This is a genomic window from Pseudomonas sp. 20P_3.2_Bac5 (assembly GCF_025466035.1).
In the GTDB taxonomy this organism is placed as follows: Bacteria; Pseudomonadota; Gammaproteobacteria; order Pseudomonadales; family Pseudomonadaceae; genus Aquipseudomonas.
Genome location: NZ_JANLOA010000021.1, coordinates 53,506 through 79,198, shown reverse-complemented (window position 1 = coordinate 79,198; position 25,693 = coordinate 53,506). Strand labels below are relative to the sequence as shown.

Sequence of the window (25,693 nt, the reverse complement as noted above, 5' to 3'; positions counted from 1 at the left end):
ATGACCACCCAGAAAACCGCCATCGTCACCGGCGTCGGCCCAGGCACCGGCGCGTCCATCGTTCGTCGCCTGGTGTCGGACGGTTACCAAGTGGCGATGATCGCCCGCGATGCCCAGCGCCTCGACGACCTGGCCCGTGAGCTGCCGGGCACCCACGCCTTCCCCGTCGACGTGACCGACACGCCGAAACTGGAGCAGACCCTGGAGCAGATCGAAGCCCGCCTCGGCCACGCCGATGTGCTGGTACACAACGCCGTGGGCGCCACCTTCGGCACCTTCATGGAGATCGATCCGCAGGCGCTCGAGGTCAATTTCCAGACCAACGTCCTCGCGCTGTTGCACCTTGCCCGCAAGCTCTCGCCGGCCATGGTCGAAAAAGGCCAGGGCGCGATCATCGTCACCGGCAACACCTCGGCGCTGCGCGGCAAAGGTCACTTCGCCGGCTTCGCCCCGACCAAGGCGGCGCAGCGCATCCTCAGCGAGTCGATTGCCCGCGAGCTGGGCCCCAAAGGCGTGCACGTCGCTTATGTGGTCATCGACGCGGTGATCGACGTGGCCTGGACGCGCAAGCTGCACCCCACCGCGCCGGACAGTTTCTTCATCCAGCCGGCGGACATCGCCGCCGAAGTCGGCCACCTCATCCAGCAACCGCGCAGTGCCTGGTCGTTCCTGACCGAAGTCCGCCCATACGGCGAGACCTGGTGAGGTAAACCGGGCGCCGGGGACGGGTGTTATCATCCCGCCCCCGGATCACGCTTGAAGGACAGCGACAATGGGCCATTCCCAAGCCAGCAAACAGACCACCCATGACCGCCTCGTCAGCATCGCGGCCGAACGCTTCTGCGAGCTGGGGATCGACGGCCTGAGCATCGCCAACCTGATGAAGGAGGCCGGCCTGACCCACGGCGGTTTCTACAAACACTTCGAATCCCGCGACCAACTGGTGGCCGAGGCGCTGGCGGCGGCGTTCCGCCGCTCGGAAGATCCGCAGCGCAGCCATCGGGCGGACTTCACCAGCCTGGTCGACGAGTACCTGAGCCCCGAACACCGTGACGGCGTCGGCACAGGCTGCGCGGTCGGCGCACTGGTCAGCGATATCGGCCGGGTGCAAGGCGAGGCGCGCGAGCTGTACACGCGCAAGCTGCGGGCGAATTTCAGCGGCATCGCCACCCTGCTGGGCGATGCCCAGGACACTGAAAAACGCGCGCAAGCGATCGTCGCCTTCAGCGCCATGGTCGGCGCCCTGGGGCTGGCACGCGGCGCGGCCGACGAGGCACTGTCGCTGGAAATCCTCTCGACCGTGCAGCGCTTTCTGCTCGACAGCTTCGGCGGCGACAGCGAGGCACCCGCGCAGCCCACCTGATCGCGTCGTTTCCTACCCATCGCAACGGCACAATCCCACCGCCGCTCTACACTCATCTGACGATCCCAGCGCGGAGGGTGTGGCATGAGCAGCACTGAAGTCCTGATCATCGGAGCCGGTCCTACCGGGCTGGCATTGGCCCTGTGGTTGAGCAAGCTGGGCGTGAACATCCGCATCATCGACCAGGCCAGCGGCCCCGGCACCACCTCCCGGGCGCTGGCGGTGCAGGCGCGAACCCTGGAGCTGTACCGCCAGCTCGACCTCGCCGACGCGGTGGTCGAGCGCGGCCATCAGGTGCCGGCCGCCAATCTCTGGGTCAAGGGCCAGCAGGCCACCCGCCTGTCGTTGCAGGACATCGGCGCCGGGCAGACGCCCTATCCGTTCCTCGAAATCTTCCCCCAGGACGAACACGAACGCCTGCTGATCGAGCGCCTGCAGGGCTTCGGCGTGCAAGTGCAGTGGCAGACCGAGTTGCTCGAACTGAACCAGGATGAGCAGCGGGTCCGCGCCCGCCTGCGCCTGGCCGACGGCCGCGAAGAAGACTGCGAAGCGCGTTACCTGAGCGGCTGCGACGGCGCCCGTTCGACGGTGCGCAAGGCGCTGGGCATCGGTTTTCCCGGCGGCACCTACGAGCAGGTGTTTTATGTCGCGGATGTGCAGGCGTCGGGGCCGGCGATCAATGGCGAGCTGCATGTCGACCTGGACGAAGCGGACTTTCTGGCGGTGTTCCCGCTGGCCGACAACGGGCGCGTGCGGTTGATCGGCACGGTGCGCGACGAGCGCGCCGAACAGCCTGAAGAGCTGCGTTTCGAAGACATCAGCCGCCGCGCCATCGAGCACATGCAAGTCACGGTCGAGCAGGTCAACTGGTTTTCCACCTACCGCGTCCATCACCGCGTCGCCCAGCAATTCCGCCGCCACAACGCCTTCCTGCTCGGCGATGCCGCCCATGTCCACAGCCCGGCCGGCGGCCAGGGCATGAACACCGGCATCGGCGACGCCATCAACCTGGCCTGGAAACTGGCCAGCGTGCTGCACGGCAAGGCCACCGAAGAACTGCTGGGGAGCTACGAGATCGAACGCAAGGCCTTCGCCGAACGGCTGGTGGCGACCACCGACCAGGTCTTCAACTTCATCACCGCCGACAGCCGCCTGGCCACGCTGCTGCGCACCCGCTTCGCGCCGGCGCTGCTGTCGCGGTTGACCGCAATGGCCACGGTGCGCAACTTCATGTTCCGCACCGTCTCGCAAATCGGCCTGAACTACCGGCTGATGCCGCTGAGTTTCGGCAGCGCCGGCCATGTGCATGGCGGCGACCGCATGCCCTGGGTGAGTAACGAGACGGGAGACAACTTCGCCGAACTGCGACGGCCATGCTGGCAGGTGCAGGTTTACGGGCTGGCCAGCAAGGACCTGGTGGGCTGGTGCGCGGCGCGGCAGATCCCGTTGCAGGTGTTCGCCTGGAGCCCGGCGCATGAAGCCGCCGGGCTGGCTCGCAACGCGCTGTACCTGCTGCGCCCGGACAGCTACGTGGCGCTGGCCGAGACGTCATCGTCCACCGCGGTGCTGGAGCGTTACTTCGCCGAGCGCTCGCTAAGGCCCTGCTGAGCCGGCGCGCCCGCCACGACGAAATAACGCCGGGTGGCATACAGGCACAGCAGCAGCCCGGCCACCGCCAGCGCGCCGCCGAAGAGGCCGATATCGCCGAGAGCAACATGGGTCGCGACCATGCTGCCCAGCAGCGCGCCGCCGCCGATGCCGACGTTGTACAGCCCGGAAAACATCGCCATCGCCACGTCGGTGGCATCCGACGCCAACTTCAGCACTTTCGACTGCAACGCCAGGCTGAAACACATGATGCCCATGCCCCACAGCGCACTCAGCGCGCACAACAGCCATGGCACGCCGGCCAGCGGCAGCAGCATCAGCAGGCAGAAACCCAGCGCGGCGATCGAAGCGATCAGGAAGCCGTGGGGGAAACGCTCGCTGAAATGGCTGAACAGGATCGAACCGAACACCCCGGCACCGCCGAACACCAGCAGCAGCACCGTGGTCATCTCGCCGCTCATGGCCGCCACCTGCTGGGTGAACGGCTCGATGTAGCTGTAGGCGGTGAACTGCGCGGTGATCACCAGCACCACCAACGCATACACCGACATCAGCGCCGGACGCTTGAGCAGCACCGGCAGGCTGCGCAGCGAGCCGGAATTCTGGCTCGGCAGCAGCGGCAACGAGCGCAGCAGCCAGAGCAGGGTCAGCACGGACACGCCGGCGATACCGTAGAACGTCGTGCGCCAGCCCAGCGCCTCACCGACCACCCGTCCCAGCGGAATACCCAGCACCATCGCCAGCGTGGTGCCGGTGGCCAGCAGCCCCAGCGCCTTGGCCTGCTGGCCCGGCGGCGCGACGCGCACCGCCAGCGACGCAGTGATCGACCAGAACACCGCATGCGCCAGGGCAATCCCCACCCGGCTGACCAGCAACATGCCGAAGCTGGTGGCCAGGCCCGACATCACATGGCTGAGGATGAACAACACAAAGAGAAAGCCCAGCAGCCGGCGGCGCTCGATATTGCGGGTCAGCAGCATCATTGGCAGCGACGTCAGCGACACCACCCAGGCATACACCGTGAGCATCAGCCCGACCTGGGCGCTGGGCATGTCGAAACTGCGGCCGATATCGCTGAGCAGCGCGACCGGGACAAACTCGGTGGTATTGAAAATAAAGGCACCCAGGGCCAGCGCGAAAACGCTGAGCCAACTGCCGTTACGGGGTTCAACGGGGCTATTCATGCGGTGACTGGAACTCCTGAAAGCTGGGCAAAACACGGACGTGACAAAAGCACCCATGAACCGGTGGTTCGGGTGTGCCAAGCGGGCTTTGTAAGGAAAAGTGAATAGGCGGCAGTCTACGTGAGCCGAACCCGCGTCGCAAACGCTTGCGGTGCGATCCGTCAGTGGCGAGGGAAAACAGGCGCCAGAATCTCGTCAAAAAACCGCCATCACTTTCCGATCACCTGTAACGCTACCGCAACCCGCTAAACAGAGCGGTTAATAACAATTTACATAATTTGATACAACTACCACGCTGGCTTTTTGACACGATGGCAAAACGCTGCGCTATACCATGAAAAAAGTTTCATCTTCGCCGCGTTCACTTGCCGGGCCACCGCCAACGCTGACTTGCCAGCACGCCGCCATTGCCCGCATCGACACACCCGAACCGCCCTAGAGCAGGACAGGAGGCAACATGCGTGCACTGAACCACATCAAACGAAAAGGCCTGCGCCGGACCCTTGCCACCCTGTGGCAACGCTACGTGTTCTTTCACTGGGAACTGTTGTGGATGGAGCGCGACCTGACCACCCCGGTCGGCCCGCACAACCTCAAGGACCACCCGCCGGTAAACCTTGCGCTGATCACCGAAGCCAACGCCGACGCCTTCGCCCGGCATTTCGGCGACCGCGTCGAGACCATGCGCGAGCTGGCCCGCGAAGGCCACACCGGGCACATGTACCTGGACCAGGCCGGCGACGCGATCGCGTTCATCTGGGCCAGCACCCGCGATTATCACGACCGGCATTACTACGGCTGCACCTTTCCCGTGGCGCCGGGGGATTTCTTCGAATTCGGCGGCGAAATGATCCCGGCATTCTTCGGCAGCCGGCTGTCGGTGGATGCCCAGGTCAACCTGTGGAACGCCATGCAGGCCAAAGGCTGCACCCGGGTGGTGGACGTGGTGGAAACCCACAACGTGCCGGCGCTCAAGCTGCACCTGCGCATGGGCTACCACGAACAGGGACGCGTGGTGCACGTGTACGGACTGTTCGGACGCTGGAAGCTGTTCCGAAATACCCAATACAGCGGCTCGCGGCTGAAACCACTGTGTGCACCGCGCTCGGCGCCGGTGCCGAAGGCGGAACTGGCCTGAGGGTGTTTTGCGACGGACAGATGATTTGAAATCACCTGTCCGCGGCCGGGATATCCCTTGTTCTCTGGCGGCGCACTGGCGCTAAATGGCAACCCTGAAGCCCTCACAGACAGCGTTGTTCTGACCGGCGCCATCGCCGGCAAGACCGGCTCCCACCCGCCAGCCCCGCAGCTCTGTGGGAGCTGCCTTGCCAGCGATAAGGCCCGCTGCCGCCCCGACACCCAGCCCGGAGAGCCACTGATGCCCCTGGAAAAACCCGCTCAAGACTGGTGCAACGAACACCCCCTGCTCGCCGACCTGGTCGCCCTCAAGGAAAGCACCTGGTTCAATCCCGCCATCGCCCCGAGCGCCGAAGCGCTGGGCGATGTGCCGCTGACCCGCGCCGACATGGATGACGCCAGCGCACGTCTGCAACGCTTCGCCGCCTTTATCCAGTCCGCCTTTCCGCAGACCCGCGAAGCCGGCGGCCTGATCGAATCACCGCTGTATCCACTGCCCGCCCTGCAGAAACTGCTGGGCGCCGACCAGGGCCAGCTCTGGCTGAAAGCCGATAACGAACTGCCGATCTCCGGCTCGATCAAGGCCCGCGGCGGCATCTACGAGGTGCTGGCCCATGCCGAGCGCCTGGCCCTGGCGGCCGGTTTCCTGCAACCGGGCGACGACTACGCGAAGCTCGACAGCGACGCCGCCCGGGCCTTCTTCGGCCAGTACCGCATCGCCGTCGGCTCCACCGGCAACCTCGGCCTGTCGATCGGCATCATCAGCGCGCGGCTGGGCTTTCAGGCCACGGTGCACATGTCCGCCGACGCCCGCCAGTGGAAGAAGGACAAACTCCGCGCCCACGGCGTGACCGTGGTGGAGTACCCCACCGACTACAGCGTCGCCGTCGCCGAAGGCCGCCGCCAGGCCGAGGGCGATCCGTACTGCCACTTCGTCGATGACGAGAATTCCCATCAGCTCTTCCTCGGCTATGCGGTGGCCGCCCTGCGCCTGCACGGGCAACTGCAACAGGCCGGGATCCGCGTCGATGCCGAGCATCCGTTGTTCGTCTACCTGCCGTGCGGGGTGGGCGGTGGTCCTGGCGGCGTGGCGTTCGGCCTCAAGCAGGTGTTCGGCGACGCCGTGCACTGCCTGTTCGCCGAACCGACCCATTCGCCGTGCATGCTGCTGGGGATCTACACCGGGCTGCATGACGCGGTGTCGGTGTACGACTTCGGCATCGACAACGTCACCGCCGCCGACGGCCTCGCGGTGGGCCGCCCTTCGGGCTTCGTCGGCCGGGCCATGCAGCGCCTGATCGACGGCTACTACACCGTCAGCGACGAAAACCTCTACCGCCTGCTGGCACAACTGCACGCCAGCGAAGGCCGGCGCCTGGAACCCTCGGCCCTGGCCGGGGTGCCGGGCATCCTGCGGGTGCTGCATGAGCAACAGGGTTATCGCGAACGCCTCGGGCTGACTGCGCGGCACCTGGCCAACGCCACCCACCTGGTCTGGGGCACCGGCGGCAGCATGGTGCCGGAGGCAGAAATGGCCACCTACCTCGCCACCGGCCGCCAGTACCTGGGCGCGCACTGATGCTCAACCTTCCGCCGCGGCTGGCGACGCGACTGGGCAGCAGCCAGTTCGCCAACCTGCACACCTTCCTCGTCGCCGCCCGGCACCTGAGTTTCGCCTTGGCGGCGGAAGAACTGTGCCTGACGCCCAGCGCCGTGAGCCACCGCATCGCCCGGCTCGAACAGGCGCTGGAACTGCGCCTGTTCGAGCGCCTGACCCGACGCATCCGCCTGACCGCCGAGGGCGAGCGAATCTTCGCCATCCTCGATGACGCCGTCGAAGCCCTGGACACCGCCCTGCACAGCCCCGACGCGGACCTCAGCGGCCCGCTGGCGCTCTACGCCCGCCCGTCCATCGCCAATGACTGGCTGGTGCCGCGACTGGCGGACTTCCACCGGCGTTACCCGCGCATCGCCCTGGATGTACGGGTCGGCAATGACCCGGTGGACTTCCGCACGCAGAACCTCGACCTCGCGCTGGTTTACGCCCGCGGCGAGACGGCCGGGCTGGTCAATCATCACCTGATGGACGAGGCCGTCACCCCGGTGTGCAGCCCGCGCTATGCCGAAGAGCACGGATTGCACGACGCCCCGCACAACCTGCGCCAGTGCACCTTGCTGCACGATGCGCTGGCCTGGGAACACGCGCCGTTCGATGCCGAATGGCGCCGCTGGGCCGAGGCCCGCGACCTGGTGCATTGCCTGCCGGAACGGCGCATGACCTTCGACCGTTCCGACCTCTGCGCCAATGCCGCGATCCATCACACCGGCATCGCCATGGGGCGCCAGCGTCTGGTGCAGCGTTATCTGGATGAGGGGTTGCTGGTGACGCCTTTTGGTGGTTTTGCGCAGCCGGGGGCGTTGGGTTATTACCTGCTGCATCCGCCTTGCCGGGTGTTGCCGGCGCGGGTGGGGGCGTTGTTGGAGTGGTTGTTGGAGCAGGGTGGATAGCGCATCGATACGTTAACCTACACCCAAGGCATCTGATGCGTCACACAATGAACCCCCCCGCCACCCGCAGCAATCGCGTCGATCTCCACCTGCACGATGTCCCGGCCCGGGTACAGCCCCGACAACAATTCAAACGCCGCCCTGTCCGCCTCACGATCCCCAAACTGCGGCGCGATCACCGCGCCGTTGATGACGAAGTAGTTGATGTAACCCGCAGCGAAATCCGGGTTGTTGCGGCTGAACGGGCTCTTGCGCGGTTTCAGCGGTGGCGACACGGTGTGCACGGTGAGCTTGCGGCCCTCCGCATCCGTCGCGTTGCGCAGAATCTCCAGGTGCGCGCGGGTCACCTCGTGGTCATAGGACTCCGGGTCGGTATCAAGGTTGGCGATCACCACGCCGGGGCTGACGAAGCGGGCGTAGAAATCCACATGGGCATCGGTGATGTCCTTGCCGCGAATACCCGGCAGCCAGATGATCTTGCGCAGGCCCAGGCAGGCTTTCAGTTCCGCTTCCACGTCGTCCCGGCTCCAGCCGGGGTTGCGGTTGCCGTTGACCCAGCAGCTCTCGGTCATGATCCCGGTGCCGTGGCCGTCCACTTCGATCCCGCCGCCCTCGCCCACCAGTTCGCTGCGCAGATGCCGCGCCCCGCTTTGCCCGGCCAATAACGCGGCGATCCGCGCGTCCTTGGAATGCCGTTGTTTGTTGCCCCAGCCGTTGAAGTTGAAGTCCAGCGCGGTCAGGCCGCCCTCCCCGGTGGTGAGAAAGTTGGCGCCGATGTCGCGCATCCAGATGTCATCCAGTTCGGTGACCAGGAACCGGGTGTTGTCGCTGCCGCACAGTTCCTCGGCCAGTTCGCGCTCGTCTTCACGGCACAGCACGGTCACCGGCTGGTAACGGGCGATGGCGCGGGCGATACGGCCGAGGGCCGCCTGCACATCGGCGGTGAAGTCTTCCCAGATCGCCTCATGCGCACCAAAGGCGATGAAGGCGTGACGCTGGCGTTCGCCCTCGTCGGGCATGAACCAGTCGTCGTCTCCTGCGGCAAAGGCCCGCAACGGCAGCAAACCGCTGCTGGCGATCAGTCCCAGGCTGCTGGCCACGGAAACCTGCCGGATGAACTGGCGGCGTGTCGGCATTTCTTTGTCTCTCACTTCGAGTTGGGGGTACGTGGGGCTAACCGCCGCTGGCGGTCTTGAACTTGGTCCAGGTGCGCATCCGTGCACGCATCGCCGACTGCGCGATGTCCTTGCCGGGAATCAGGCGCTGGAAGCCCGCTTCATCAGGATAGATATCCGGGTTGTCGCGCATCGCCGGATCGACCTGCGGTCGCGCCTTGGCGCTGGAGGTCGGGTAGCCGGTGAAGTTGCTGATGGCCGCCATGTTGTCCGGGCGCATGACGAAGTTGATGAAGGCGTAGGCGTACTCCGGGTGTTTGGCATCCACCGGGATCGCCATGTTGTCCATCCACACCGTGGTGCCCTCGCGCGGGATGCGGTACTGGAAACGCACCGGCTTGCCGGCGGCATCGGCGGCGCGCTGGGCCTGGGTCATGTCGCCGCTGTAGCCTAGGGACAGGCACAGGTTGCCGTTGACCAGGTCGGTGACCGGCTGCGACTGGAACTTGCGGATATACGGTCGCAGCTTCAGCAGCAGTTCGCTGGCCGCGGCCAGGTCTTCCGGTTTGGCGCTGCGCGGCTCGCGGCCCAGGTAATTGAGCACCACCGCCAGCACTTCGTCGGGCGAATCGATGATGGAAATCCCGCAGTCGGCGAACTTCGCCGCCAGCTCCGGCTTGAACAGCAGATCGAGGCTGTTCACCGGCGCGTCGGCGAGGCGCTGGCGGACCATCTCCTCGTTGTAGGTCAGGCCGATGGTGCCCCAGGTGTAGGGCACGGTGGCGCTGGCGGAATGAGGATAGTGCTTGCGCAGTTGCTGCAGGCCCGGCTCGATATCCGCCAGCGCGGTGATCCGCGCAGGGTCGAGGGCCTGCAGGCTGCCGGCGCGCATCAGTCGCTCGGCCACGGTGTCGCCGGGGAAGATCAGGTCGTAGCCGCTGCCGGCGGTCATCAGCTTGGCCTCCAGCACCTCACTGCCGTCCATCACGTCGTAGATCACCTTGATGCCGGTTTCGGCGGTGAAGCGCGACAGCGTGTCTTCGGCAAAGTAGTCGGCCCAGTTGTACAGACGCAGGGTCTTGCCCGGGTCGTCAGCCTGGGCAGTGCCAACCGCCAGACCCAGAAACGCGGCGCATAGCCAGTGGCGATTCATCGCGCACCTCCCTGACCCCAGACGCTGTTCTGGCGGCCGTCGAGGCCCAGCAAGGTGCCGTACATTTCCGGGCGACGGTCGCGGAAGATGCCCCAGGTCAGGCGCTCGTCGCGCATGGCGGCGAGGTCGAGGGTCTGCACCCAGACACCGGAGGTCTGGCGATCGGCTTCGCTCAGCAGCTTGCCTTTGTGGTCGCTGATAAAGGACGAGCCGTAGAAATCCATGTGCAGTTCCGGGTCACCGGTCGCCACTTCGCGCCCGACCCGGTTGGCCGCCACCACCGGCAGCAGGTTGGCCGCCGCGTGGCCGCGCATGGTCATCTGCCAGTGGTCGCGGGAGTCCAGCGCGGCGGCGCCGGGCTCGGAGCCGATGGCGGTGGGAAACAGCAGCACCTCGGCGCCCATCAACGCCAGGCAACGCGCCGTTTCGGGGAACCACTGGTCCCAGCAGATGCCCACGCCGAGGCGGCCGAAAGCGGTGTCCCAGACGCGGAAGCCAGTATCGCCGGGGCTGAAATATTCCTTCTCCTGATAGCCGACAGCGTTGGGAATATGGGTCTTGCGGTAGACCCCCAGCAGGCGGCCATCGGCATCGGCCACGCTCAGCGAATTGAAGAACGCGTTGCCGGCCTTCTCGAACCAGCTCAACGGCAGCACCACCCCCAGCTCCCGGGCCAGCGCGGCGAAGCGCTGGAGCACGCGGCTGTCGCGGTACTCCTCGGCCAGGGCGAGGTGCTTGTGGTCCTGCTCGATGCAGAAATACGGCGTGGCGAACAGCTCCTGCAACAGGATGACCTGCGCGCCTTGCGCCGCGGCTTCGCGGACCCGTTGTTCGGCGCGGTCGAGGTTGTCCTGCAGGTTCCAGGTGCAGGGCATCTGGGTGGTGGCGACGGTCAACAGGCTCATGGTTTCACCCCCGCTACCGGCCAGGCCGGCTGCTGCTGGGTGATGCAGTGCACCCCGCCGCCGCCGTGGGCCAGGTGGTTGATCTGCACCGGCACCACTTCGCGCCCCGGGAATGCGGCGGCCAGTACTTGGGCGGCTTCGCGGTCGGCGTCGATACCGTAGGCCGGCATGATGATCGCGCCGTTGGCGATGTAGAAATTGGTGTACGAGGCGCAGAACACCTCGGCCTTCGGATCCACCGCGGCGCTGGCTTCGTACAGCTCGATCAGTTCGAACGGGCGACCTTTGGCATCCCGCGCCAGCTCCAGGGCGCGGCGGTTTTCCCGCACCACCTCGGCGTACACCGAATCCTGCTCGCGGGTCGCGTCCACCAGCAGCACGCCTGGGCGGGCAAAGGCGCAGACGCCATCGACATGGCCGTCGGTCATGTCGCCGGTCACGTAGTCGGGATCGCCCGGTAGCCAGATAGTCTTGGTGATCCCCAGCAGGCGGCTGAAGATCTCTTCCATCTCGGCCTTGCTCACCCCAGGGTTACGGTTGGGGTTGAGCAGCACCGACTCGGTGGTGATCAGGGTGCCTTCGCCATCGACATGAATGGCGCCGCCTTCGTTGGCCAGCGGCGTGCCGAAACAGTCCAGGCCGAGCGGGTTGAGCACGCGCCGGGCGAGGCTTTCGTCGAGGTCATGGGCCGACTTGCCGCCCCAGGCATTGAAGCGCCAACTGACCCCGGCCAGGCCGTGTGTCGGGTGGCAGACGAAGCTTGGCCCGGAATCCCGGCACCAACTGTCGTTGACCGCGTGCTCGATCAGCTCGACGTTAGGTCCGCAGAGATCGGCGGCGCTGGCCCGGCCACTCGGGTCCACCACCAGCTTCACCGGTTCGAAACGGGCAATGGCATTGGCGACCCGGGCGAAGTCCGCCTGCACATCGGCCAGGGTCACACCCCAGATGCCTTCCCACAGAGCCTGGTTGTGCGGCCAGACCATCCAGGTCGCCGCATGGGGGGCCCACTCCGCGGGCATCGTCCAGCCGCTCGTTCCAACGCCATTGCACAGCATGTCTGTCACCTTTCAGTTAAGTATTTTTTATGACTGAAATCCGCTGAGTGCGGAATGGAGTTCATGCTATGGCTTCAACTACGGCGCAACAAACGATAGATTTAGCGCACAACTGATTAGCCGAGCTTATCGATAATGCTGAAACACTGGCCCCCGCTGAACGCCCTGCGCGGCTTCGAAGCCGCTGCCCGCCTCGGCAGCTTCCACAAGGCCGCGGACGAACTGCACCTGACCCAGTCGGCGATCAGTCAGCAGATCCGCAGCCTGGAAACCTTCCTCGAACAACCGCTGTTCTTCCGCATCGGGCGCAGCGTCAGCCTGACCGATGCCGGCCACGACCTGCTCAGCACCACCCAGGCGCTGCTGCAGGATCTGTCGGTGGGCATCCGCCGGCTGGAGCAATACCGCAAACCCAACCAACTGGTGGTCAACACCACCCCGGCCTTCGCCCGCCACTGGCTGCTGCCGCGCCTGGGTGATTTCCATCGCCAGCACCCGGAGGTGGATTTGTGGCTGTTCACCACCTTCGAAGCGCCGGACATGGCCACCCAGACCATCGACCTGAGCCTGCGCGATGACCTCGAACCGCAGGTGGAATGCAGCTATCAGCCGCTGTTCGACGACCGGCTGTATCCGGCCTGCCACCCGGACCTGATCGACCAGCCGCCAGCGCAGCGCACCACCCTGCATGGCGAACGCAACATGGACTGGAGCCGCTGGCAGGTATTGGGCGGCGAGGATGTCGGCCAGCGCGGCAACGGCCTGAACTTCTCCGATCCGGGGTTGCTGCTGGATGCCGCCTGCGAGGGTCATGGGATCGCCCTGGTCAGCCAGTTGCTGGCGGCGCGGGCGCGGGAAAAAGGCTTGCTGCAACCGCTGAGCGAACGCAGCGTGGCCGGCGCGATCTGGGCGTGCCTGATTCATCAGGACAGCGAAAAAAGCGCGATGACCCGGGCGTTCAGCCAGTGGTTGCGGGAGGCGATTCAGCCCTGACTCATGGGTACCGCGATCAACAGGATCGCCGTGCCGTGCGCCGCGATGGCCGCGAAGATGCCGTAGCGCATCCGCAGCAGCGCGCACACCAGCCCCTCGATCAAGGTGAACGCAAGAATCGGCCAGCCCACTTGCGTGACGCTCAAGGCCAGGAACGCGTGGCAGGCAGCAAAGGCGACGGCGCCGCCGAGAGCGGCGCGCAGGGCGCTGGTGTGCTGCTCGAGGTGACCTTGCAGCATCCCGCGAAACAGCACCTCTTCCAGCGCGTTGCCGCCGTAGGCGAGTACCAGCAGTCCGCCGAGCCAGAGGCCGCTGACGTCGAGTCCGTTGCCCTGATACAGCCGCAACGGCAGACCGATGGCGAGCCCGGCCAGCAGGCCGAGGAACAACCCGAGGCCAACATTGCCCCTGCGCCAGACCAACAGCGCCCACAACTCCGGCGCCACCCTCGCCAGCAGAGCGATCAGCACCAGTGACAGCAGGCCCAGCGCGGCCAGCACCAGCGGGTTGGCAATGAAGGCGATCTGGACCTGATCCGACAGCGACCACAGGCCTTGCGGCGTCATTGCGTCGCGAAGCAGTACGAAGGTCAGCAGCAGGACAAGGATGCGCATGCCGGCCTGGTGCTTTGGCGTTAGCCAGAACCACAGGGCGCAGAGCAGGAAACCGGGCGTGAGGTAGAGCAGGTAGGCGCTGAGGCGGGAAAGTCCTTCTTCGAGCATTGCGCGGGGTCCGTGGGCGGCGGTGGGGTGGGCAGTTTAGATGAGGTTTGTGGGGGTTAGGAAAGGTGTTTGGGTGGGAGAGATATTGGGCAAAGACCATGAGTGCCTGTCAGAGGATTCGGTCATGGCCACCAGGTGCTAGTCGACAGATCTCTAGCGTCCTTGAGATCGAGCGCCGCCCGCGCGGCGCATCGCGAGCAAGCTCGCTCCTACATTTGTTGCAACGTGCCATGGCCTATGAGAGTTAGGCCGCCAGCCCTTGGTGTTTCGCGATAGATCGCGTGGAGGCTGTTGAGGCCGACTCGATATCGCGTCGTACAAACAAGGCGGTAAACCATGGCCTGACAGACATAGGCACGTTGCAACAAATGTAGGAGCGAGCTTGTCGGGGCGCCGAACCGTCGCGATGCGCCGCGCGGGCGGCGCTCGGTCTCAAGAACGCGAGAAACTTGTCGGCTAGCACCTGCCGGCCATGACCAGATCCTCTGCCAACCCCCTTCTCTCCAATCACTCCCCCCCAGCCAACGCCACCCCCGCCAGATACCCAAAGGTCATTCCCGGCCCCAACGTGATCCCACCACTGGGGTAGTACCCGCCCATGATGCTGTTCATATCATTGCCCACAGCATGCAGCCCCAGAATCACCGCACCGGCGCCATCCAGCACCCGCGCCTGTTCATCCGTCTTCAACCCGGCAAAAGTCCCAAGGCTGCCCGGCACCAGTCGCACCGCATAGAACGGCCCGCTGAGCGGTCGCAATGACGGGTTGGGCTGGTTCGAGGGATCCCCCGAAGCACGGTTGTACGCCGACTGCCCGCGGCCGAATTCGGGGTCATGCCCCACCCGCGCATGCTGGTTGAAGCGGTCGACGGTGGATTTCAGTTGCGGCGCATCGATGCCACAACGCTGCGCCAGTTCGACAAGGTCGCGCCCTTTGATGAGGTAGCCACGACGCTGGTAATACCCGGTCGGAAACGGAAACGGCTTGGCCCAGCCGATACCGAAGCGGCGCTGCGCCTGGTGGTCGCAGATCATCCAGGCTTCGGGCGCCTGCCCGGCCGGAGTGCGGGCGAACAGGTCGTTCATGAAGTCGTGGTAGCAGTCAGCCTCGTTGGTGAAACGCCGGCCATCAGCCCCCACGGCGATAAAGCCGGGCTTGCCCCGGTCGATCAGATGCGGAAAACGTCCGGGTGGCCCCTTGCGCCGCGGCACCAGCGATACCGGTGCCCAGGCGGCGTCGTGGGCGAGGTCGTCGGCCATCAGGCCGCCCACTTGTTCGCCAAGGCGCAAGCCGTCGCCGCTGTTGCTCAAGGGCGCCGCGCAGTGATGATCATGACCAAGGCGTTGTTGCAGGCGCTGCGAGTCGTGGGCGAAACCACCACAGGCGAGGACCACACCCCGCCGGGCGCGCACCTCGCACGCCACGCCATCACGCTGCAGCACCGCCCCGCTCACCCGGCCACCTTCACGCAGCAGGCGCAGCGCCGGGCTGTCGGTCAGCAGGTTGACCTGCAGGTCGAGCGCGCTCTTCAGCAGACGCGCCACCAGCGCATTGCCGTTGACCAGGTGCATGCCGCGCCGATAGCGCAGCAGGTCAGCGCCATGTCGCAGCAGGCGCTTGCCCACATGCCACGCGGCTTTCACCGAACGCCGGGCATTGAAGAACGCGCTCATATCGGCGCCGCCCGCAATGCCCATGCCGAACAGGCTGACGATATCCAGCGGCGGGCGCAGCGTGTCGATCCACGCCCCGAGCGCTCGCCCATCGAACGGCTGCGCACACAAAGAACGCCCGCCCTTCGCCGCGCCGTCACCGTCGCGCATGTCCGGCATTGTGCTGCCGGAGTAGAACTGCACGGCGGTGTGACGCTGGAAGAACTCGACCATTTCCGGGCCACGGCGCAGGTAGACCTGCTGCTGCGCGGTCAATGCTTCGCCGCGCACCTGCTCCAGCAGATAACGCTCGGCCCCCTGCTCCGCTTCAACCGTGCCTTCGGCCAGCGCCAGCGGATTGCGCGGCACCCACAACCAGCCACCAGACCAGGCGCTGGTGCCGCCGAGCAGCGCGGTTTTTTCCGCGACGATCACTTTCAGTCCGCAGTGCGCCGCGGTAACCGCCGCCGCCAGGCCTGAAGCCCCGGAACCGATCACCAGCACGTCGCATTCAAGCTGTTGCATTGCGTATTGCCTTTGTTGAGGCGAGGCCGGCTCGCGGGGTCACTTCAGGGGCGAGAAAGCGGTCGGGCGCATCAGCCGCGATTCCAGCTTGAGCACCGCGCCGAGTTCTTTGTTCTTGCGACCGAACTCGGCCCAGCGCGGGTCGGCGGCCATGCTGGCGCGGCGGGCAGCGCGGTCGTCGAGGCTCTCGTAGGCCCAGATGTGCACGACCTGATTAGCCTCGCCGAATTCAGTGGTGAAGAACCCCACCAGGTTGCCCAGATGCTCGGTCTGCACCGCCAGCGCATCGCTCTGGTACAGGGCCAGCCAGTCGGCCATACGGGTCGGGCTCAGGGTGTAGGTGCGCAGTTCGTAGTACATGGTTATTGCTCCAGGACAGGTGAGGGAAGATTCGCCAGCCGCTCGGCGGCGTGGCAGGCCGCGAGCCAGCCGAAAGTCAGGCCGGGGCCGATGGTGATGCCGGGGCCGGGATAGGTGCCGTCCATCAGCGAGTTCATGTCGTTGCCAGCGGCATACAGGCCGGGAATCGGCGCGCCGCTGGCGTCCAGCACCCGCGCCTGGCCATCGGTGGCCAGGCCGCGGGCCGAGCCGAGGTCGCCGGTGTGCAGGCGGACCGCGTACCACGGCGCCTTGAGCAGCGGCGCGTTGCACGGGTTGGGCTGGTGGTCGGGGTCGCCCATGTAGCGGTTGTAGCTGTTGCCGCCCTTGCCGAATTCGCGGTCGAGGCCGTCGCGGGCATCGCCGTTGTAGCGTTCGAGGGTGCGGCGCAGGCCTTGGGGATCGACGCCAATGCGCGTGGCCAACTGCTCGGCGGTGTCGGCGCGGTAGAGGTAGCCGGCGTCGATCAGCGCGCGGTTGTCCACCGGCTTTGGCCGGGCCAGGCCGAGGCCGTATTTGTTCAGCGCTTCGGCATCGCAGATCAGCCAGCACGGTGTGTTGCCGGTTGCGAACATGGTCTGGACGAAGTGGTGATAGGAGTTGGATTCATTGACGAAGCGCTCGCCGGCCCGGTTGACCGCAATCACACCGGGCTTGGCGCGATCGGTCACCAGGTGCGGAAACCGCTCGCGCACGCCGTTCTTGTGCAGCACCTCGGAGACCGGTGCCCAGAAGAAGTTGGCGGCGAGCTTCTCGCCCGCCACCGCGCCGGCCGCCTGACCCAGGCGCAGGCCGTCGCCGACGTTGGTCTCCGGCGACATCGTCAAATGCGCTGCATCGCTGTGCGGACGCTGCGCCGCCGCATCCGGCCCCGCAGCAAAACCACCGGTGGCGCAGACCACGCCGCCACGGGACAGCACCCGCTGCTGGCGACCGTCGCGGGTGATCATTGCGCCGACCACCGCGCCGTTCTCGACGATCAGCGAGTCGGTGCGACTGTTCAGCCAGACCTGCACACCATTAGCGAACGCGCTCGTCGCCAGCCGGGCGATCAGTGCGTTGCCGGTGGTCAGCCGCGTGCCACGCGGGTGTCCCAGACGGTCGATGGCGTAGCGGCCCATGAGTTTCAGGCAGTGCAACAACGAACGCGGCGAGCGGCGGAAACTGAGGAAATGCTGGATATCGACGCGGTTGACCATCATCCCGCCGAACAGCAGCATGCCCGCCGGCGGCATCTTCAGGTCCTTGAAGTGCGCGCCGAGGCGACGGCCATCGTATTCGAGCATTTCCAGCGCGCGGCCGCGGTCGGTGCCGCCCTCTTCATCCGGGTAGTAATCCGGCGACAGCGGACGCAGCGCGTATTTGAGTTCGGTCTGGGCTTCGAGCCAGCGCAGCGCTTCATGGCCGTGACGGATATAGGCGTCCACCAGCGCGGCGTTGTAGCCGGGGCCGATGGTTTTTTGCAGGTAGCGGCGCATGGCTTCCGGGCTGTCTTCGATGCCCGTGGCGCGGGCCTGGTCGGTGCCGTGCAGCCACACCGCGCCACCGGAAATCGCCGAGGTGCCGCCGAACTGCGCGGCCTTTTCCACCAGCACGACCTTCAGGCCCTTGCGTGCGGCAGTCGCGGCGGCGGCGAAACCGGCGGCGCCACTGCCGAGCACGATCAGGTCGACAAGCGCATCGCCGTCAGCGGGAAAACGGGTTGCCGTATTCATCGCCCGCCCCTCACAACTGCAAGGGCGTGACGCCCATGAAATGGCCAAGGTTGCCGAGTTGGGCGAAGGCCATCTGCGGCCCGGTCTGGATGCGGCAACCGTGTGCGCGGGCGGCGGCCAGCAACGGCGTGATTTCCGGCGAAGTGACCACGTCGGCGACCAGGGTCGAGGCCTGCAGCCCGTCCAGTTGCGCCGCGGGCAACGGCAGTTCACCGGTGCCGCCCATGCCGGCCGGGGTGGCGTTGACCAACAGGTCGAAGCCGGCGAGCGTGTCGTAACCGATGTCGATGCGGACCTCGCCGAACGCCTTGCGCAGCAGCGCGGCCAGCGTCTCGCAGCGCGACAGGCTGGCATCGCTGAGCACCAATGATGCCACCCCGGCCTGGCACAGCGACCAGGCGATGGCGCTGCCGACACCCCCGGCACCGATCACCAGCGCACGCTTGCCGCGGGCCTGGAAACCGTTGAGGCAAGCGGCATTGAGAAAGCCCTCGCCATCGACGTTATCGCCCAGCAGACGGCCGTCGGCCTGGCGGCGGATGACGTTCACCGAGCCCAGCGCGCCGGCGCGCTCGCTGACCTCATCGAGACGCCCGGCCAGCACCTGCTTGTACGGCACGGTCACCACCACGCCGCGCAGGTTCTGCCAGCCACGCAGGGTGTCGATAAAGGCGTCGAGGGCGTCCTCGCGGATATCGATGGGCAGCATCGCCAGGTTCCGGCTGTTGTCCTGGAACCAGCGATTGAAGTTTTCCGGGGATTTGACCTGGGTGATGGGCGACCCGACGATCGCCACCAGTTCCGTGGATCCGTGCAGCATGCTGACCTCCAGAAGGGTCCGTTTTGTTGTGCGCCAAGGGTGCGTCCTGGCGCCAGACGGGCCAATCGCGGCGATCGGCTTTCTGGTTGTTATTCGCAGCATGACTGCGATAATCGCACTCTTCGTCGATATTCCCCGGAATCGCCATGGCCCACCCCACCATCCACCCACGCGACCTGATCGCCGGCCTGCAAAAGGGTCTGGCGCTGATGCAACTGTTCAGCGTCGATCAGCCGAAACTCACCGTGCCCCAGGCCGCCGCGCTGTCGGGCATGACCCAGAGCGCCGCGCGGCGCTTTTTGCTGACGCTGGTGCACGAAGCGTTCATCGAGACCGATGGCCGCCATTACTGGCTGACCCCCAAGGCGCTGCGCATCGGCCAGGCCTACGTCGATTCGGCGCAACTGCCGCGCATGCTGCGCCCGGTGGTGGAACAGGTAGCGCGGACCACCCAGGAGCACGTCTCGGTGGGCACCCGCGACGGCGACGAGATGGTGCATATCGTCCGCAGCCGCTACAGCCACGTCGCCTCGCTGTCGATCCGCCCCGGCTCGCGGGTGCCGATGTACTGCACCGCCAGCGGCCGGCTGTGGCTGGCGGCGTTGGGCGCCGAGGCGCTGGATGCCTATTTCGCCCGCACCCCATTACGCGCGTTGACGCCCTACACCTGCGTTGACGAGCAGGCATTGCGCGAGGAATTGCGGGTTATTGCGCGCCACGGCTACGCCGAGGTGGATCAGGAATTCGAAGTGGGCATGCGCGTGCTTGGTGTGCCGCTGCAGGACCGGCACGGCGTGCTGCGCTCGACGCTGGCGATCACCAGCCATGCGTCGCGGATCAGCGTCGAAGACATGAGGAAACGGTTTTTGACACCGTTGTATGAGGCGCAGGCGTTGTTGCGGCCGGTGCTGGAGTGAAGCAAACCCGCTGATTGTAGGAGCGAGCTTGCTCGCGAAGGCCCGCAAGACAGCTCAAAAAGCCGGCTGATCTCACCCGAACCTGGGCCTATGGAACGCGAGATTCGGGTGTTCTTGAGGACGCTATCGCTGGCAAGCCAGCTTCCACAGGGTTGGTGGCAGCCGCAGAACCTGGCTTGCCAGCGACGACGCTTGGGCCGGGGTGCGAGCTTCATCAAGCGCTTAGCCCGTTTCTCCAGCCCATAAAAAAACCGCCGCGTTCCGGAAAACCCGGAACGCGGCGGTTCTTCATCAACAGCAAAACAACGACGAACCCTTAGACCGCCAGGGCGCGCTCACGCAGTTCGATGTTGAGGATGCGATCGTTCTCGCTGTAGTCGACCGGGCAGTCGATCACGTGCACGCCCGGGGTCTTGATGCAGTGCTCCAGCAGCGGCAGCAGGCCTTCGGCGCTTTCCACACGGTGGCCGTTGGCACCGTAGGCTTCGGCGTATTTGACGAAGTCCGGGTTGCCGTAGTCGAGGCCGAAATCGGTGAAGCCCATGTTGGCCTGCTTCCAGCGGATCATGCCGTAGCCGTCGTCACGCAGGATCACCACGGTGACGTGCATGCCCAGGCGTACCGCGGTTTCCAGCTCCTGGCTGTTCATCATGAAGCCGCCATCGCCACACACGGCGATCACCGGACGGTCCGGGTACACCAGGTGCGAAGCCATGGCCGACGGCAGGCCGGCGCCCATGGTCGCCAGGGCGTTGTCCAGCAGCACGGTGTTGGGCTTGTGCGCCTTGTAGTTGCGGGCGAACCAGATTTTGTAGATGCCGTTGTCCAGGGCAACGATGCCTTCGGACGGCAGGGCGCGACGGATGTCGGCGACCAGGCGCTGCGGGTAGACCGGGAAGCGGTCGTCGTCCTTGCCTTCGGCGATCTGCAGTTCGTTGGCTTCGCGGATCGCCAGCAGGCGGGTGAAGTCCCAGTGCGAGGTGTCGCCCAGGCCTTCGGCGATCTGCCAGACGGCGTTGGCGATGTCGCCGATCACTTCGATCTGCGGGAAGTACACGGCATCGACTTCGGCGGAGCGGAAGTTGATGTGGATGACTTCGGTGCCGCCACGGACCATGAAGAACGGCGGCTTCTCGATCACGTCGTGGCCGATGTTGATGATCAGGTCGGCCGCTTCCACCGCGCGGTGCACGAAGTCACCGGAGGACAGCGCGGCGTTGCCGAGGAAGCGCGGATCGCGCTCGTCGACCACGCCTTTACCCAGTTGGGTGGTGACGAACGGGATGCCGGTCTGGTCGATCAGTTGCTTGAGGACCTTGGCGGTCATCTTGCGGTTGGCGCCGGCGCCGATCACCAGGATCGGGCTGCGGGCGGTGCGCAGCTTGTCGATCGCGGCGTCGATGGCGACGTGCTCGGCCAGCGGGCGACGGTGCAGGCTCGGCGGGATCGGCATGGCGTCGGTCTGCTCGGCGGCGATGTCTTCCGGCAGTTCCAGGTGCACCGCGCCCGGTTTCTCTTCCTCGGCCAGACGGAAGGCTTCACGCATGCGCGAAGGAATGTTGTCGGCGGAAGCGAGCTGGTGGGTGTACTTGGTGATGGGGTCCATCATTCCGCACACGTCGATGATCTGGAAACGGCCCTGCTTGGATTTCTTGATCGGCTTCTGGCCGGTAATCATCAGCATCGGCATGCCGCCCAGGTAGGCGTAGGCGCCGGCGGTCACCAGGTTGGTCGCACCAGGGCCGAGGGTCGCCAGGCTGACGCCGGTCTTGCCGGTCAGGCGGCCATAGGTCGCGGCCATGAAGCCCGCGGACTGCTCGTGGCGGGTCAGAACCAGCTTGATCTTCGACTTGCGCAGGGATTCCAGCAGGTCGAGGTTTTCCTCACCGGGAATGCCGAACACATACTCGACACCTTCGTTTTCCAGGCATTGCACAACGACATCGGCGGCCTTGGCCATCTTGCTTGCTACCTCAAGTGGGATTGCACGGGATCAATCGCTCAGCATGCGAATGCACGACGAACGTAGCCTTGACGCCGGCAACGCTCGATGGAGTCACGCACGAAAGCGGGCGCGATTGTCGCACCTTTTCAGACATGTCGTGCAACACACTCGCCGGTAATCGCACAGATCAGCCGCCAAACACAATCCCGGTCCGCGCCGCCGCATTGCGGATATGTTCCTGCATCGCCTTCTGTGCCGCGCTCGCTGAATGGCGACTCAGTGCGCGAAGGATCTTGCGGTGTTCCTGCCAGGTCTCCATCGCCCGCTCCGGGCGGATGAACGGCAGCTTCTGGCTCTCGGCGAAGATTGCTTCGCTGGCGGTGACGATGTGCAGCATTGCCCGGTTGCCGCTGGCTTCGAGCAGGCGCCGGTGGAAGGCGAAGTCCAGCTTCGCCGCCGCCTCGAAGTGGCCGGCACGCAATTGCTCGCGCATGGCTTCGACATTCACCGCCAGTTCGTCCAGGTCGTCGGCGGTCAGGGCGTTGGCCGCCTGCCCTGCTGCGAAGCCTTCGAGCACATAGCGCAGCTGGAACGTGTCCGCCGCGCCGATCTGCTGGGCGAACGGCCAGGAAAACCACGACGATTCCGGCGCCTGTTCGCTCTTGGCGCCCTGCACGAACACGCCCTTGCCCGGCTGCACGCTGACCACGCCCAAAGCGCTCAGCGACGACAAGGCTTCACGCAATGACGCGCGGCTCACCCCCAGTTGTTCGGCCAGGTCGCGCTGCGAGGGCAAGGCATCGCCGGGCTGGTAGTCGCCCTCGCGGATCAGTCGCTGGATGGCCTGCAAGGCCTGCTCGGGAACGGCACTGCGGGTAGGAATGTCGAGCATGTGTTCAGACCGGTCAGAACGAAGAATGCGCTGTTTTACGTCCTTTTCCCTGTACCACGCAAGTTTGGCCCCATCCTGGCGCAAGCCCGTAAACATTGCCTTTTCTCGGGGCAAAATGCGTTTGCGTGGCGGTCGCCGGTGGGCCAACTGTTCAGACCAGTAATACCGCGCAGAACCGGGCTTCCAGGTAATTTTTCAAGATTTTTCCGCGCATGGCACGCCGGCTGCAATGGGCTCGAAACGATTCAGCCCATTGATCCGCCCTGAGGTACTGACCATGAGTAAACTGCGCACCCTTCTGCTGGCCACCCTCCTGTGCGGCAGCGCCGTCGGCGCCCAGGCCGATGTGCTGGGCGACATCGCCCAGCGCGGCGTCCTGAAAGTCGCCGTGCCCCAGGACTTCCCGCCGTTCGGCTCGGTCGGCCCCGACCTCAAGCCGCGCGGCCTGGACATCGACACCGCGCAACTGCTGGCCGACAAGCTCGGCGTGAAGCTGGCCCTGACCCCGGTCAACAGCACCAACCGCATCCCCTTCCTCACCACCGGCAAGGTCGACCTGGTGATCTCCAGCCTCGGCAAGAACCCCGAGCGCGAGAAGGTCGTGGACTTCTCCAAACCCTACGCGCCCTTCTACCTCGCCGTGTTCGGCCCGCAAGACAGCAGCGTCGACAACGTCGAGGCACTGGCCGGCAAGACCATCAGCGTCACCCGCGGCGCCATCGAGGACATGGAACTGAGCGCCGTGGCCCCGCAAGGCACCACCATCAAGCGTTTCGAGGACAACAACTCGACCATCGCCGCCTACCTCTCCGGCCAGGTCGACCTGATCGCCAGCGGCAGCGTGGTGATGGCGGCCATCGCCGAGAAGAACCCGAAGAAAGTCCCGGTGCTCAAGGTCAAGCTCAAGGACTCCCCGGTCTACGTCGGCATGGCCAAGGAACAGCCGGCGCTGCTGGAGAAGGTCAACGGCATCCTCGCCGAAGCCGTCGCCGACGGCAGCCTCAACCGCAACGCCGAGAAATGGCTGAAACAGCCGCTGCCCGCCGATTTCCAGTGAGCCCCTGCGCATGGCCTATCAATTCGATTTCGCCGCGGTACTGGCCCAGGGTGACCTGCTGCTCAAGGGCGCGGCGTTCACCCTGGAGCTGACGCTGATTGGCACCGTGTTCGGCGTTGCCCTGGGCATCGTCGGCGCGGCGGTCCGCGCCTGGAACCTGCGACCGTTCAACTGGCTGTTCGCGGTGTATGTGGAACTGATCCGCAACACCCCGTTCATCGTCCAGTTGTTCTTCATCTTCTTCGGCCTGCCGGCCCTCGGCGTGCGCATGAGCGAATGGCAGGCCGCGGTGCTGGCGATGGTGATCAACCTCGGCGCCTACTCCACCGAGATCATCCGCGCCGGCATCCAGGCGATCCCGCGCGGGCAACTGGAAGCGGCGGCGGCGCTGGCCATGAGTCGCTTCGAGACGTTCCGCTACGTGATCCTGCGCCCGTCCTTGGCCAAGGTCTGGCCTGCGCTGTCGAGCCAGGTCGTGATCGTCATGCTCGGCTCGGCGGTGTGTTCGCAGATCGCCACCGAGGAGTTGTCGTTCGCCGCCAACTTCATTCAGTCGCGCAACTTCCGCGCCTTCGAAACCTACCTGCTGACCACCCTGATCTACCTGCTGATGGCCATCGGCGTGCGGCAGTTGCTCAACCTGCTGGGCCGCCGCCTGATCGTGAGGAGAGGCTGATGGATTTCACTCTGTGGGACATCGTGCGCAACCTGCTCACCGGTTTGCAGTGGACCCTGCTGTTGTCGCTGGTGGCCTTTGTCTGTGGCGGCGCGGTCGGGTTGCTGATGCTGGTCGGCCGGATTTCGCAGAACACCACGCTGCGGGTGCTGAGCCGCGGCTATATCGAGCTGTTCCAGGGCACGCCGCTGCTGATGCAACTGTTCATGGTGTTTTTCGGCATCGCCCTGTTCGGCATCGATGTCTCGGCCTGGGTGGCCGCGGCGGTGGCGCTGACCTTGTTCACCAGCGCCTTTCTCGCCGAGATCTGGCGCGGCTGCGTGGAGTCGATTCCCCGTGGCCAGTGGGAAGCCAGTTCGAGCCTGGCGCTGAGCCGTTACGAGCAACTGCGCTATGTGATCCTGCCGCAAGCGCTGCGCATTGGCGTGGCGCCGACCGTGGGCTTCTCGGTGCAGGTGGTCAAGGGCACCGCGGTGACCTCGATCATCGGCTTCACCGAGCTGACCAAGACCGGCGGCATGTTGGCCAACGCCACCTTCGAACCCTTCCTGATCTACGGCCTGGTGTCCCTGGGCTACTTCATTCTGTGTTTTCCACTGTCGCTGGGTGCCCGTTACCTGGAGAGGAGGCTGCATGCCGCTGGTTAGAGTGTCTGCGTTGCACAAGTACTACGGGAACAACCACGTGCTCAAGGGCGTCGACCTGAGCATCGAACAAGGCGAGGTGGTGGCGATCATCGGCCGCAGCGGCTCGGGCAAGAGCACATTGCTGCGCACTTTGAATGGCCTCGAATCGATCAACGACGGGGTGATCGAAGTGGACGGCGAATACCTCGACGCCGCGCGCGCCGACCTGCGTTCGCTGCGGCAGAAAGTCGGGATGATCTTCCAGCAGTTCAACCTGTTCCCGCACCTGAGCGTCGGCGAGAACGTGATGCTCGCGCCGCAACTGGTGAAGAAGACCTCCAACGCCGACGCCCGCACGCTGGCGCAACAGATGCTGGACCGGGTCGGCCTGGGCAATCGCTTCGACGCCTACCCCGACCAGTTGTCCGGCGGCCAGCAGCAACGGGTGGCGATCGCCCGGGCGCTGGCGATGTCGCCGAAGGTGCTGCTGTGTGACGAAATCACCTCGGCGCTTGATCCGGAACTGGTCAGCGAAGTGCTCAGCGTGGTGCGTGAACTGGCCCGCGAAGGCATGACCCTGGTGATGGTCACCCACGAAATGCGCTTCGCCCGCGAGGTCGGCGACAAACTGGTGTTCATGCACCAGGGCAAGGTGCATGAAATGGGTGATCCGAAGGTGCTGTTCGACGCGCCGCAAACGCCGGAGCTGGCGAACTTCATTGGCAGCGTTGCCTGACCTGATA

The 25,693-nt window shown here is 65.6% G+C and carries 24 protein-coding genes; 12 read left to right on the top strand and 12 right to left on the bottom strand.

All coding sequences use genetic code 11. From position 1 onward, the window contains the following. The 3 genes from NTD88_RS04130 (at position 1) to NTD88_RS04120 (ending at position 2,971) form a co-directional block, all read left to right on the top strand. Positions 1–705 carry an SDR family NAD(P)-dependent oxidoreductase gene (locus NTD88_RS04130; RefSeq protein ID WP_262155998.1) on the top strand — a complete coding sequence of 235 codons (705 nt, stop codon included), beginning with the start codon at positions 1–3 and terminating at the stop codon, positions 703–705. Between the two features lie 67 nt (positions 706–772). Further along, a complete protein-coding gene (locus tag NTD88_RS04125; protein ID WP_262155999.1) occupies positions 773–1,363 on the top strand; it encodes a TetR/AcrR family transcriptional regulator in 591 nt (196 codons plus the stop codon). A gap of 84 nt (positions 1,364–1,447) precedes the next feature. After that, complete coding sequence (locus NTD88_RS04120) at positions 1,448–2,971, top strand: FAD-dependent monooxygenase (protein ID WP_262156000.1); 1,524 nt, start codon at positions 1,448–1,450, stop codon at positions 2,969–2,971. Here the strand turns inward: NTD88_RS04120 and NTD88_RS04115 are convergent. Continuing rightward, entirely contained in the window at positions 2,938–4,155 is a 1,218-nt protein-coding gene (locus NTD88_RS04115) for a sugar transporter (RefSeq protein WP_262156001.1), read from the bottom strand. The two genes, NTD88_RS04120 and NTD88_RS04115, sit on opposite strands and share 34 nt — an antisense overlap. Positions 4,156–4,612: 457 nt before the next feature. On the opposite strand from NTD88_RS04115, the gene NTD88_RS04110 reads away from it, so the two are divergent. The 3 genes from NTD88_RS04110 (at position 4,613) to dsdC (ending at position 7,800) form a co-directional block, all read left to right on the top strand. After that, on the top strand, positions 4,613–5,293 hold the full coding sequence (locus NTD88_RS04110; protein ID WP_262156002.1) for a GNAT family N-acetyltransferase: 681 nt from the start codon (positions 4,613–4,615) through the stop codon (positions 5,291–5,293). A 240-nt stretch (positions 5,294–5,533) separates the two neighbouring features. Then, complete coding sequence (gene dsdA / locus NTD88_RS04105) at positions 5,534–6,871, top strand: D-serine ammonia-lyase (protein ID WP_262156003.1); 1,338 nt, start codon at positions 5,534–5,536, stop codon at positions 6,869–6,871. After that, the gene (gene dsdC / locus NTD88_RS04100; RefSeq protein WP_262156004.1) at positions 6,871–7,800 is read left to right on the top strand and encodes a DNA-binding transcriptional regulator DsdC; all 930 of its coding nucleotides are present in this window, start codon (positions 6,871–6,873) and stop codon (positions 7,798–7,800) included. Before dsdA ends, dsdC begins: the two co-directional genes overlap by 1 nt. Before the next feature lie 17 nt (positions 7,801–7,817). Here the strand turns inward: dsdC and NTD88_RS04095 are convergent, their stop codons facing one another. The 4 genes from NTD88_RS04095 to NTD88_RS04080 are packed head-to-tail and all read right to left on the bottom strand — an operon-like array spanning position 7,818 to position 12,031. Next, on the bottom strand, positions 7,818–8,936 hold the full coding sequence (locus NTD88_RS04095; RefSeq protein ID WP_262156005.1) for an agmatine/peptidylarginine deiminase: 1,119 nt from the start codon (positions 8,934–8,936) through the stop codon (positions 7,818–7,820). Positions 8,937–8,973: 37 nt separating this feature from the next. After that, entirely contained in the window at positions 8,974–10,068 is a 1,095-nt protein-coding gene (locus tag NTD88_RS04090; RefSeq protein ID WP_262130513.1) for an extracellular solute-binding protein, read from the bottom strand. Next, positions 10,065–10,973, bottom strand: a complete 909-nt coding sequence (gene aguB, locus NTD88_RS04085) for an N-carbamoylputrescine amidase (RefSeq protein ID WP_262156006.1) — start codon at positions 10,971–10,973, stop codon at positions 10,065–10,067. Before aguB ends, NTD88_RS04090 begins: the two co-directional genes overlap by 4 nt. Beyond that, positions 10,970–12,031, bottom strand: coding sequence for an agmatine/peptidylarginine deiminase (locus NTD88_RS04080; protein WP_262156007.1), 1,062 nt, complete (start codon positions 12,029–12,031; stop codon positions 10,970–10,972). Before NTD88_RS04080 ends, aguB begins: the two co-directional genes overlap by 4 nt. A gap of 135 nt (positions 12,032–12,166) precedes the next feature. On the opposite strand from NTD88_RS04080, the gene NTD88_RS04075 reads away from it, so the two are divergent. Next, the gene (locus NTD88_RS04075; RefSeq protein WP_262156008.1) at positions 12,167–13,024 is read left to right on the top strand and encodes a LysR substrate-binding domain-containing protein; all 858 of its coding nucleotides are present in this window, start codon (positions 12,167–12,169) and stop codon (positions 13,022–13,024) included. Here the strand turns inward: NTD88_RS04075 and NTD88_RS04070 are convergent. From NTD88_RS04070 to NTD88_RS04050, 5 genes are all read right to left on the bottom strand, one after another. Beyond that, the gene (locus tag NTD88_RS04070; protein ID WP_262156009.1) at positions 13,015–13,746 is read right to left on the bottom strand and encodes a CPBP family intramembrane glutamic endopeptidase; all 732 of its coding nucleotides are present in this window, start codon (positions 13,744–13,746) and stop codon (positions 13,015–13,017) included. The genes NTD88_RS04075 and NTD88_RS04070 overlap by 10 nt on opposite strands. Before the next feature lie 507 nt (positions 13,747–14,253). Then, a complete protein-coding gene (locus NTD88_RS04065; protein ID WP_262156010.1) occupies positions 14,254–15,924 on the bottom strand; it encodes an FAD-dependent oxidoreductase in 1,671 nt (556 codons plus the stop codon). Between the two features lie 39 nt (positions 15,925–15,963). Continuing rightward, positions 15,964–16,284 carry an NIPSNAP family protein gene (locus tag NTD88_RS04060; RefSeq protein ID WP_175649803.1) on the bottom strand — a complete coding sequence of 107 codons (321 nt, stop codon included), beginning with the start codon at positions 16,282–16,284 and terminating at the stop codon, positions 15,964–15,966. Between the two features lie 2 nt (positions 16,285–16,286). After that, positions 16,287–18,017 carry an FAD-dependent oxidoreductase gene (locus NTD88_RS04055; RefSeq protein ID WP_262156011.1) on the bottom strand — a complete coding sequence of 577 codons (1,731 nt, stop codon included), beginning with the start codon at positions 18,015–18,017 and terminating at the stop codon, positions 16,287–16,289. Positions 18,018–18,027: 10 nt separating this feature from the next. Next, positions 18,028–18,837, bottom strand: a complete 810-nt coding sequence (locus NTD88_RS04050; protein WP_262156013.1) for a shikimate dehydrogenase family protein — start codon at positions 18,835–18,837, stop codon at positions 18,028–18,030. A 146-nt stretch (positions 18,838–18,983) separates the two neighbouring features. On the opposite strand from NTD88_RS04050, the gene NTD88_RS04045 reads away from it, so the two are divergent. Continuing rightward, positions 18,984–19,754, top strand: coding sequence for an IclR family transcriptional regulator C-terminal domain-containing protein (locus tag NTD88_RS04045; RefSeq protein WP_262156014.1), 771 nt, complete (start codon positions 18,984–18,986; stop codon positions 19,752–19,754). A gap of 316 nt (positions 19,755–20,070) precedes the next feature. Here NTD88_RS04045 and NTD88_RS04040 read toward each other — a convergent pair whose 3' ends face one another. Continuing rightward, positions 20,071–21,714, bottom strand: a complete 1,644-nt coding sequence (locus NTD88_RS04040; protein WP_095153765.1) for an acetolactate synthase large subunit — start codon at positions 21,712–21,714, stop codon at positions 20,071–20,073. A gap of 172 nt (positions 21,715–21,886) precedes the next feature. Next, complete coding sequence (locus NTD88_RS04035; protein WP_262156015.1) at positions 21,887–22,591, bottom strand: FadR/GntR family transcriptional regulator; 705 nt, start codon at positions 22,589–22,591, stop codon at positions 21,887–21,889. A gap of 277 nt (positions 22,592–22,868) precedes the next feature. On the opposite strand from NTD88_RS04035, the gene NTD88_RS04030 reads away from it, so the two are divergent. Genes NTD88_RS04030 through NTD88_RS04015 form a run of 4 tightly spaced genes read left to right on the top strand, consistent with a single transcriptional unit; the run spans position 22,869 to position 25,686 of the window. After that, positions 22,869–23,648, top strand: coding sequence for a transporter substrate-binding domain-containing protein (locus NTD88_RS04030; RefSeq protein ID WP_262156016.1), 780 nt, complete (start codon positions 22,869–22,871; stop codon positions 23,646–23,648). Positions 23,649–23,658: 10 nt separating this feature from the next. Continuing rightward, positions 23,659–24,324 (top strand): amino acid ABC transporter permease, encoded by a 666-nt coding sequence (locus tag NTD88_RS04025; protein WP_262156017.1) that lies wholly within the window; start codon positions 23,659–23,661, stop codon positions 24,322–24,324. Further along, positions 24,321–24,971 carry an amino acid ABC transporter permease gene (locus tag NTD88_RS04020; protein WP_177454391.1) on the top strand — a complete coding sequence of 217 codons (651 nt, stop codon included), beginning with the start codon at positions 24,321–24,323 and terminating at the stop codon, positions 24,969–24,971. The genes NTD88_RS04025 and NTD88_RS04020 overlap by 4 nt, the downstream gene beginning before the upstream one ends. Beyond that, complete coding sequence (locus NTD88_RS04015) at positions 24,958–25,686, top strand: amino acid ABC transporter ATP-binding protein (RefSeq protein ID WP_095153769.1); 729 nt, start codon at positions 24,958–24,960, stop codon at positions 25,684–25,686. The genes NTD88_RS04020 and NTD88_RS04015 overlap by 14 nt, the downstream gene beginning before the upstream one ends. Positions 25,687–25,693 lie beyond the last annotated feature (7 nt).

Coding starts and splice junctions, on each gene's coding strand:
- NTD88_RS04080 (WP_262156007.1), bottom strand. CDS start 12,031: ATGCTGTGCAATGGCGTTGGAACGAGCGGCTGGACGATGCCCGCGGAG.
- NTD88_RS04025 (WP_262156017.1), top strand. CDS start 23,659: ATGGCCTATCAATTCGATTTCGCCGCGGTACTGGCCCAGGGTGACCTG.
- NTD88_RS04130 (WP_262155998.1), top strand. CDS start 1: ATGACCACCCAGAAAACCGCCATCGTCACCGGCGTCGGCCCAGGCACC.
- NTD88_RS04110 (WP_262156002.1), top strand. CDS start 4,613: ATGCGTGCACTGAACCACATCAAACGAAAAGGCCTGCGCCGGACCCTT.
- NTD88_RS04095 (WP_262156005.1), bottom strand. CDS start 8,936: ATGCCGACACGCCGCCAGTTCATCCGGCAGGTTTCCGTGGCCAGCAGC.
- NTD88_RS04015 (WP_095153769.1), top strand. CDS start 24,958: ATGCCGCTGGTTAGAGTGTCTGCGTTGCACAAGTACTACGGGAACAAC.
- NTD88_RS04125 (WP_262155999.1), top strand. CDS start 773: ATGGGCCATTCCCAAGCCAGCAAACAGACCACCCATGACCGCCTCGTC.
- NTD88_RS04040 (WP_095153765.1), bottom strand. CDS start 21,714: ATGGCCAAGGCCGCCGATGTCGTTGTGCAATGCCTGGAAAACGAAGGT.
- NTD88_RS04030 (WP_262156016.1), top strand. CDS start 22,869: ATGAGTAAACTGCGCACCCTTCTGCTGGCCACCCTCCTGTGCGGCAGC.
- NTD88_RS04070 (WP_262156009.1), bottom strand. CDS start 13,746: ATGCTCGAAGAAGGACTTTCCCGCCTCAGCGCCTACCTGCTCTACCTC.
- NTD88_RS04115 (WP_262156001.1), bottom strand. CDS start 4,155: ATGAATAGCCCCGTTGAACCCCGTAACGGCAGTTGGCTCAGCGTTTTC.
- NTD88_RS04090 (WP_262130513.1), bottom strand. CDS start 10,068: ATGAATCGCCACTGGCTATGCGCCGCGTTTCTGGGTCTGGCGGTTGGC.
- NTD88_RS04120 (WP_262156000.1), top strand. CDS start 1,448: ATGAGCAGCACTGAAGTCCTGATCATCGGAGCCGGTCCTACCGGGCTG.
- NTD88_RS04045 (WP_262156014.1), top strand. CDS start 18,984: ATGGCCCACCCCACCATCCACCCACGCGACCTGATCGCCGGCCTGCAA.
- dsdA (WP_262156003.1), top strand. CDS start 5,534: ATGCCCCTGGAAAAACCCGCTCAAGACTGGTGCAACGAACACCCCCTG.
- NTD88_RS04060 (WP_175649803.1), bottom strand. CDS start 16,284: ATGTACTACGAACTGCGCACCTACACCCTGAGCCCGACCCGTATGGCC.
- NTD88_RS04065 (WP_262156010.1), bottom strand. CDS start 15,924: ATGCAACAGCTTGAATGCGACGTGCTGGTGATCGGTTCCGGGGCTTCA.
- NTD88_RS04035 (WP_262156015.1), bottom strand. CDS start 22,591: ATGCTCGACATTCCTACCCGCAGTGCCGTTCCCGAGCAGGCCTTGCAG.
- dsdC (WP_262156004.1), top strand. CDS start 6,871: ATGCTCAACCTTCCGCCGCGGCTGGCGACGCGACTGGGCAGCAGCCAG.
- NTD88_RS04075 (WP_262156008.1), top strand. CDS start 12,167: ATGCTGAAACACTGGCCCCCGCTGAACGCCCTGCGCGGCTTCGAAGCC.
- NTD88_RS04055 (WP_262156011.1), bottom strand. CDS start 18,017: ATGAATACGGCAACCCGTTTTCCCGCTGACGGCGATGCGCTTGTCGAC.
- NTD88_RS04050 (WP_262156013.1), bottom strand. CDS start 18,837: ATGCTGCACGGATCCACGGAACTGGTGGCGATCGTCGGGTCGCCCATC.
- aguB (WP_262156006.1), bottom strand. CDS start 10,973: ATGAGCCTGTTGACCGTCGCCACCACCCAGATGCCCTGCACCTGGAAC.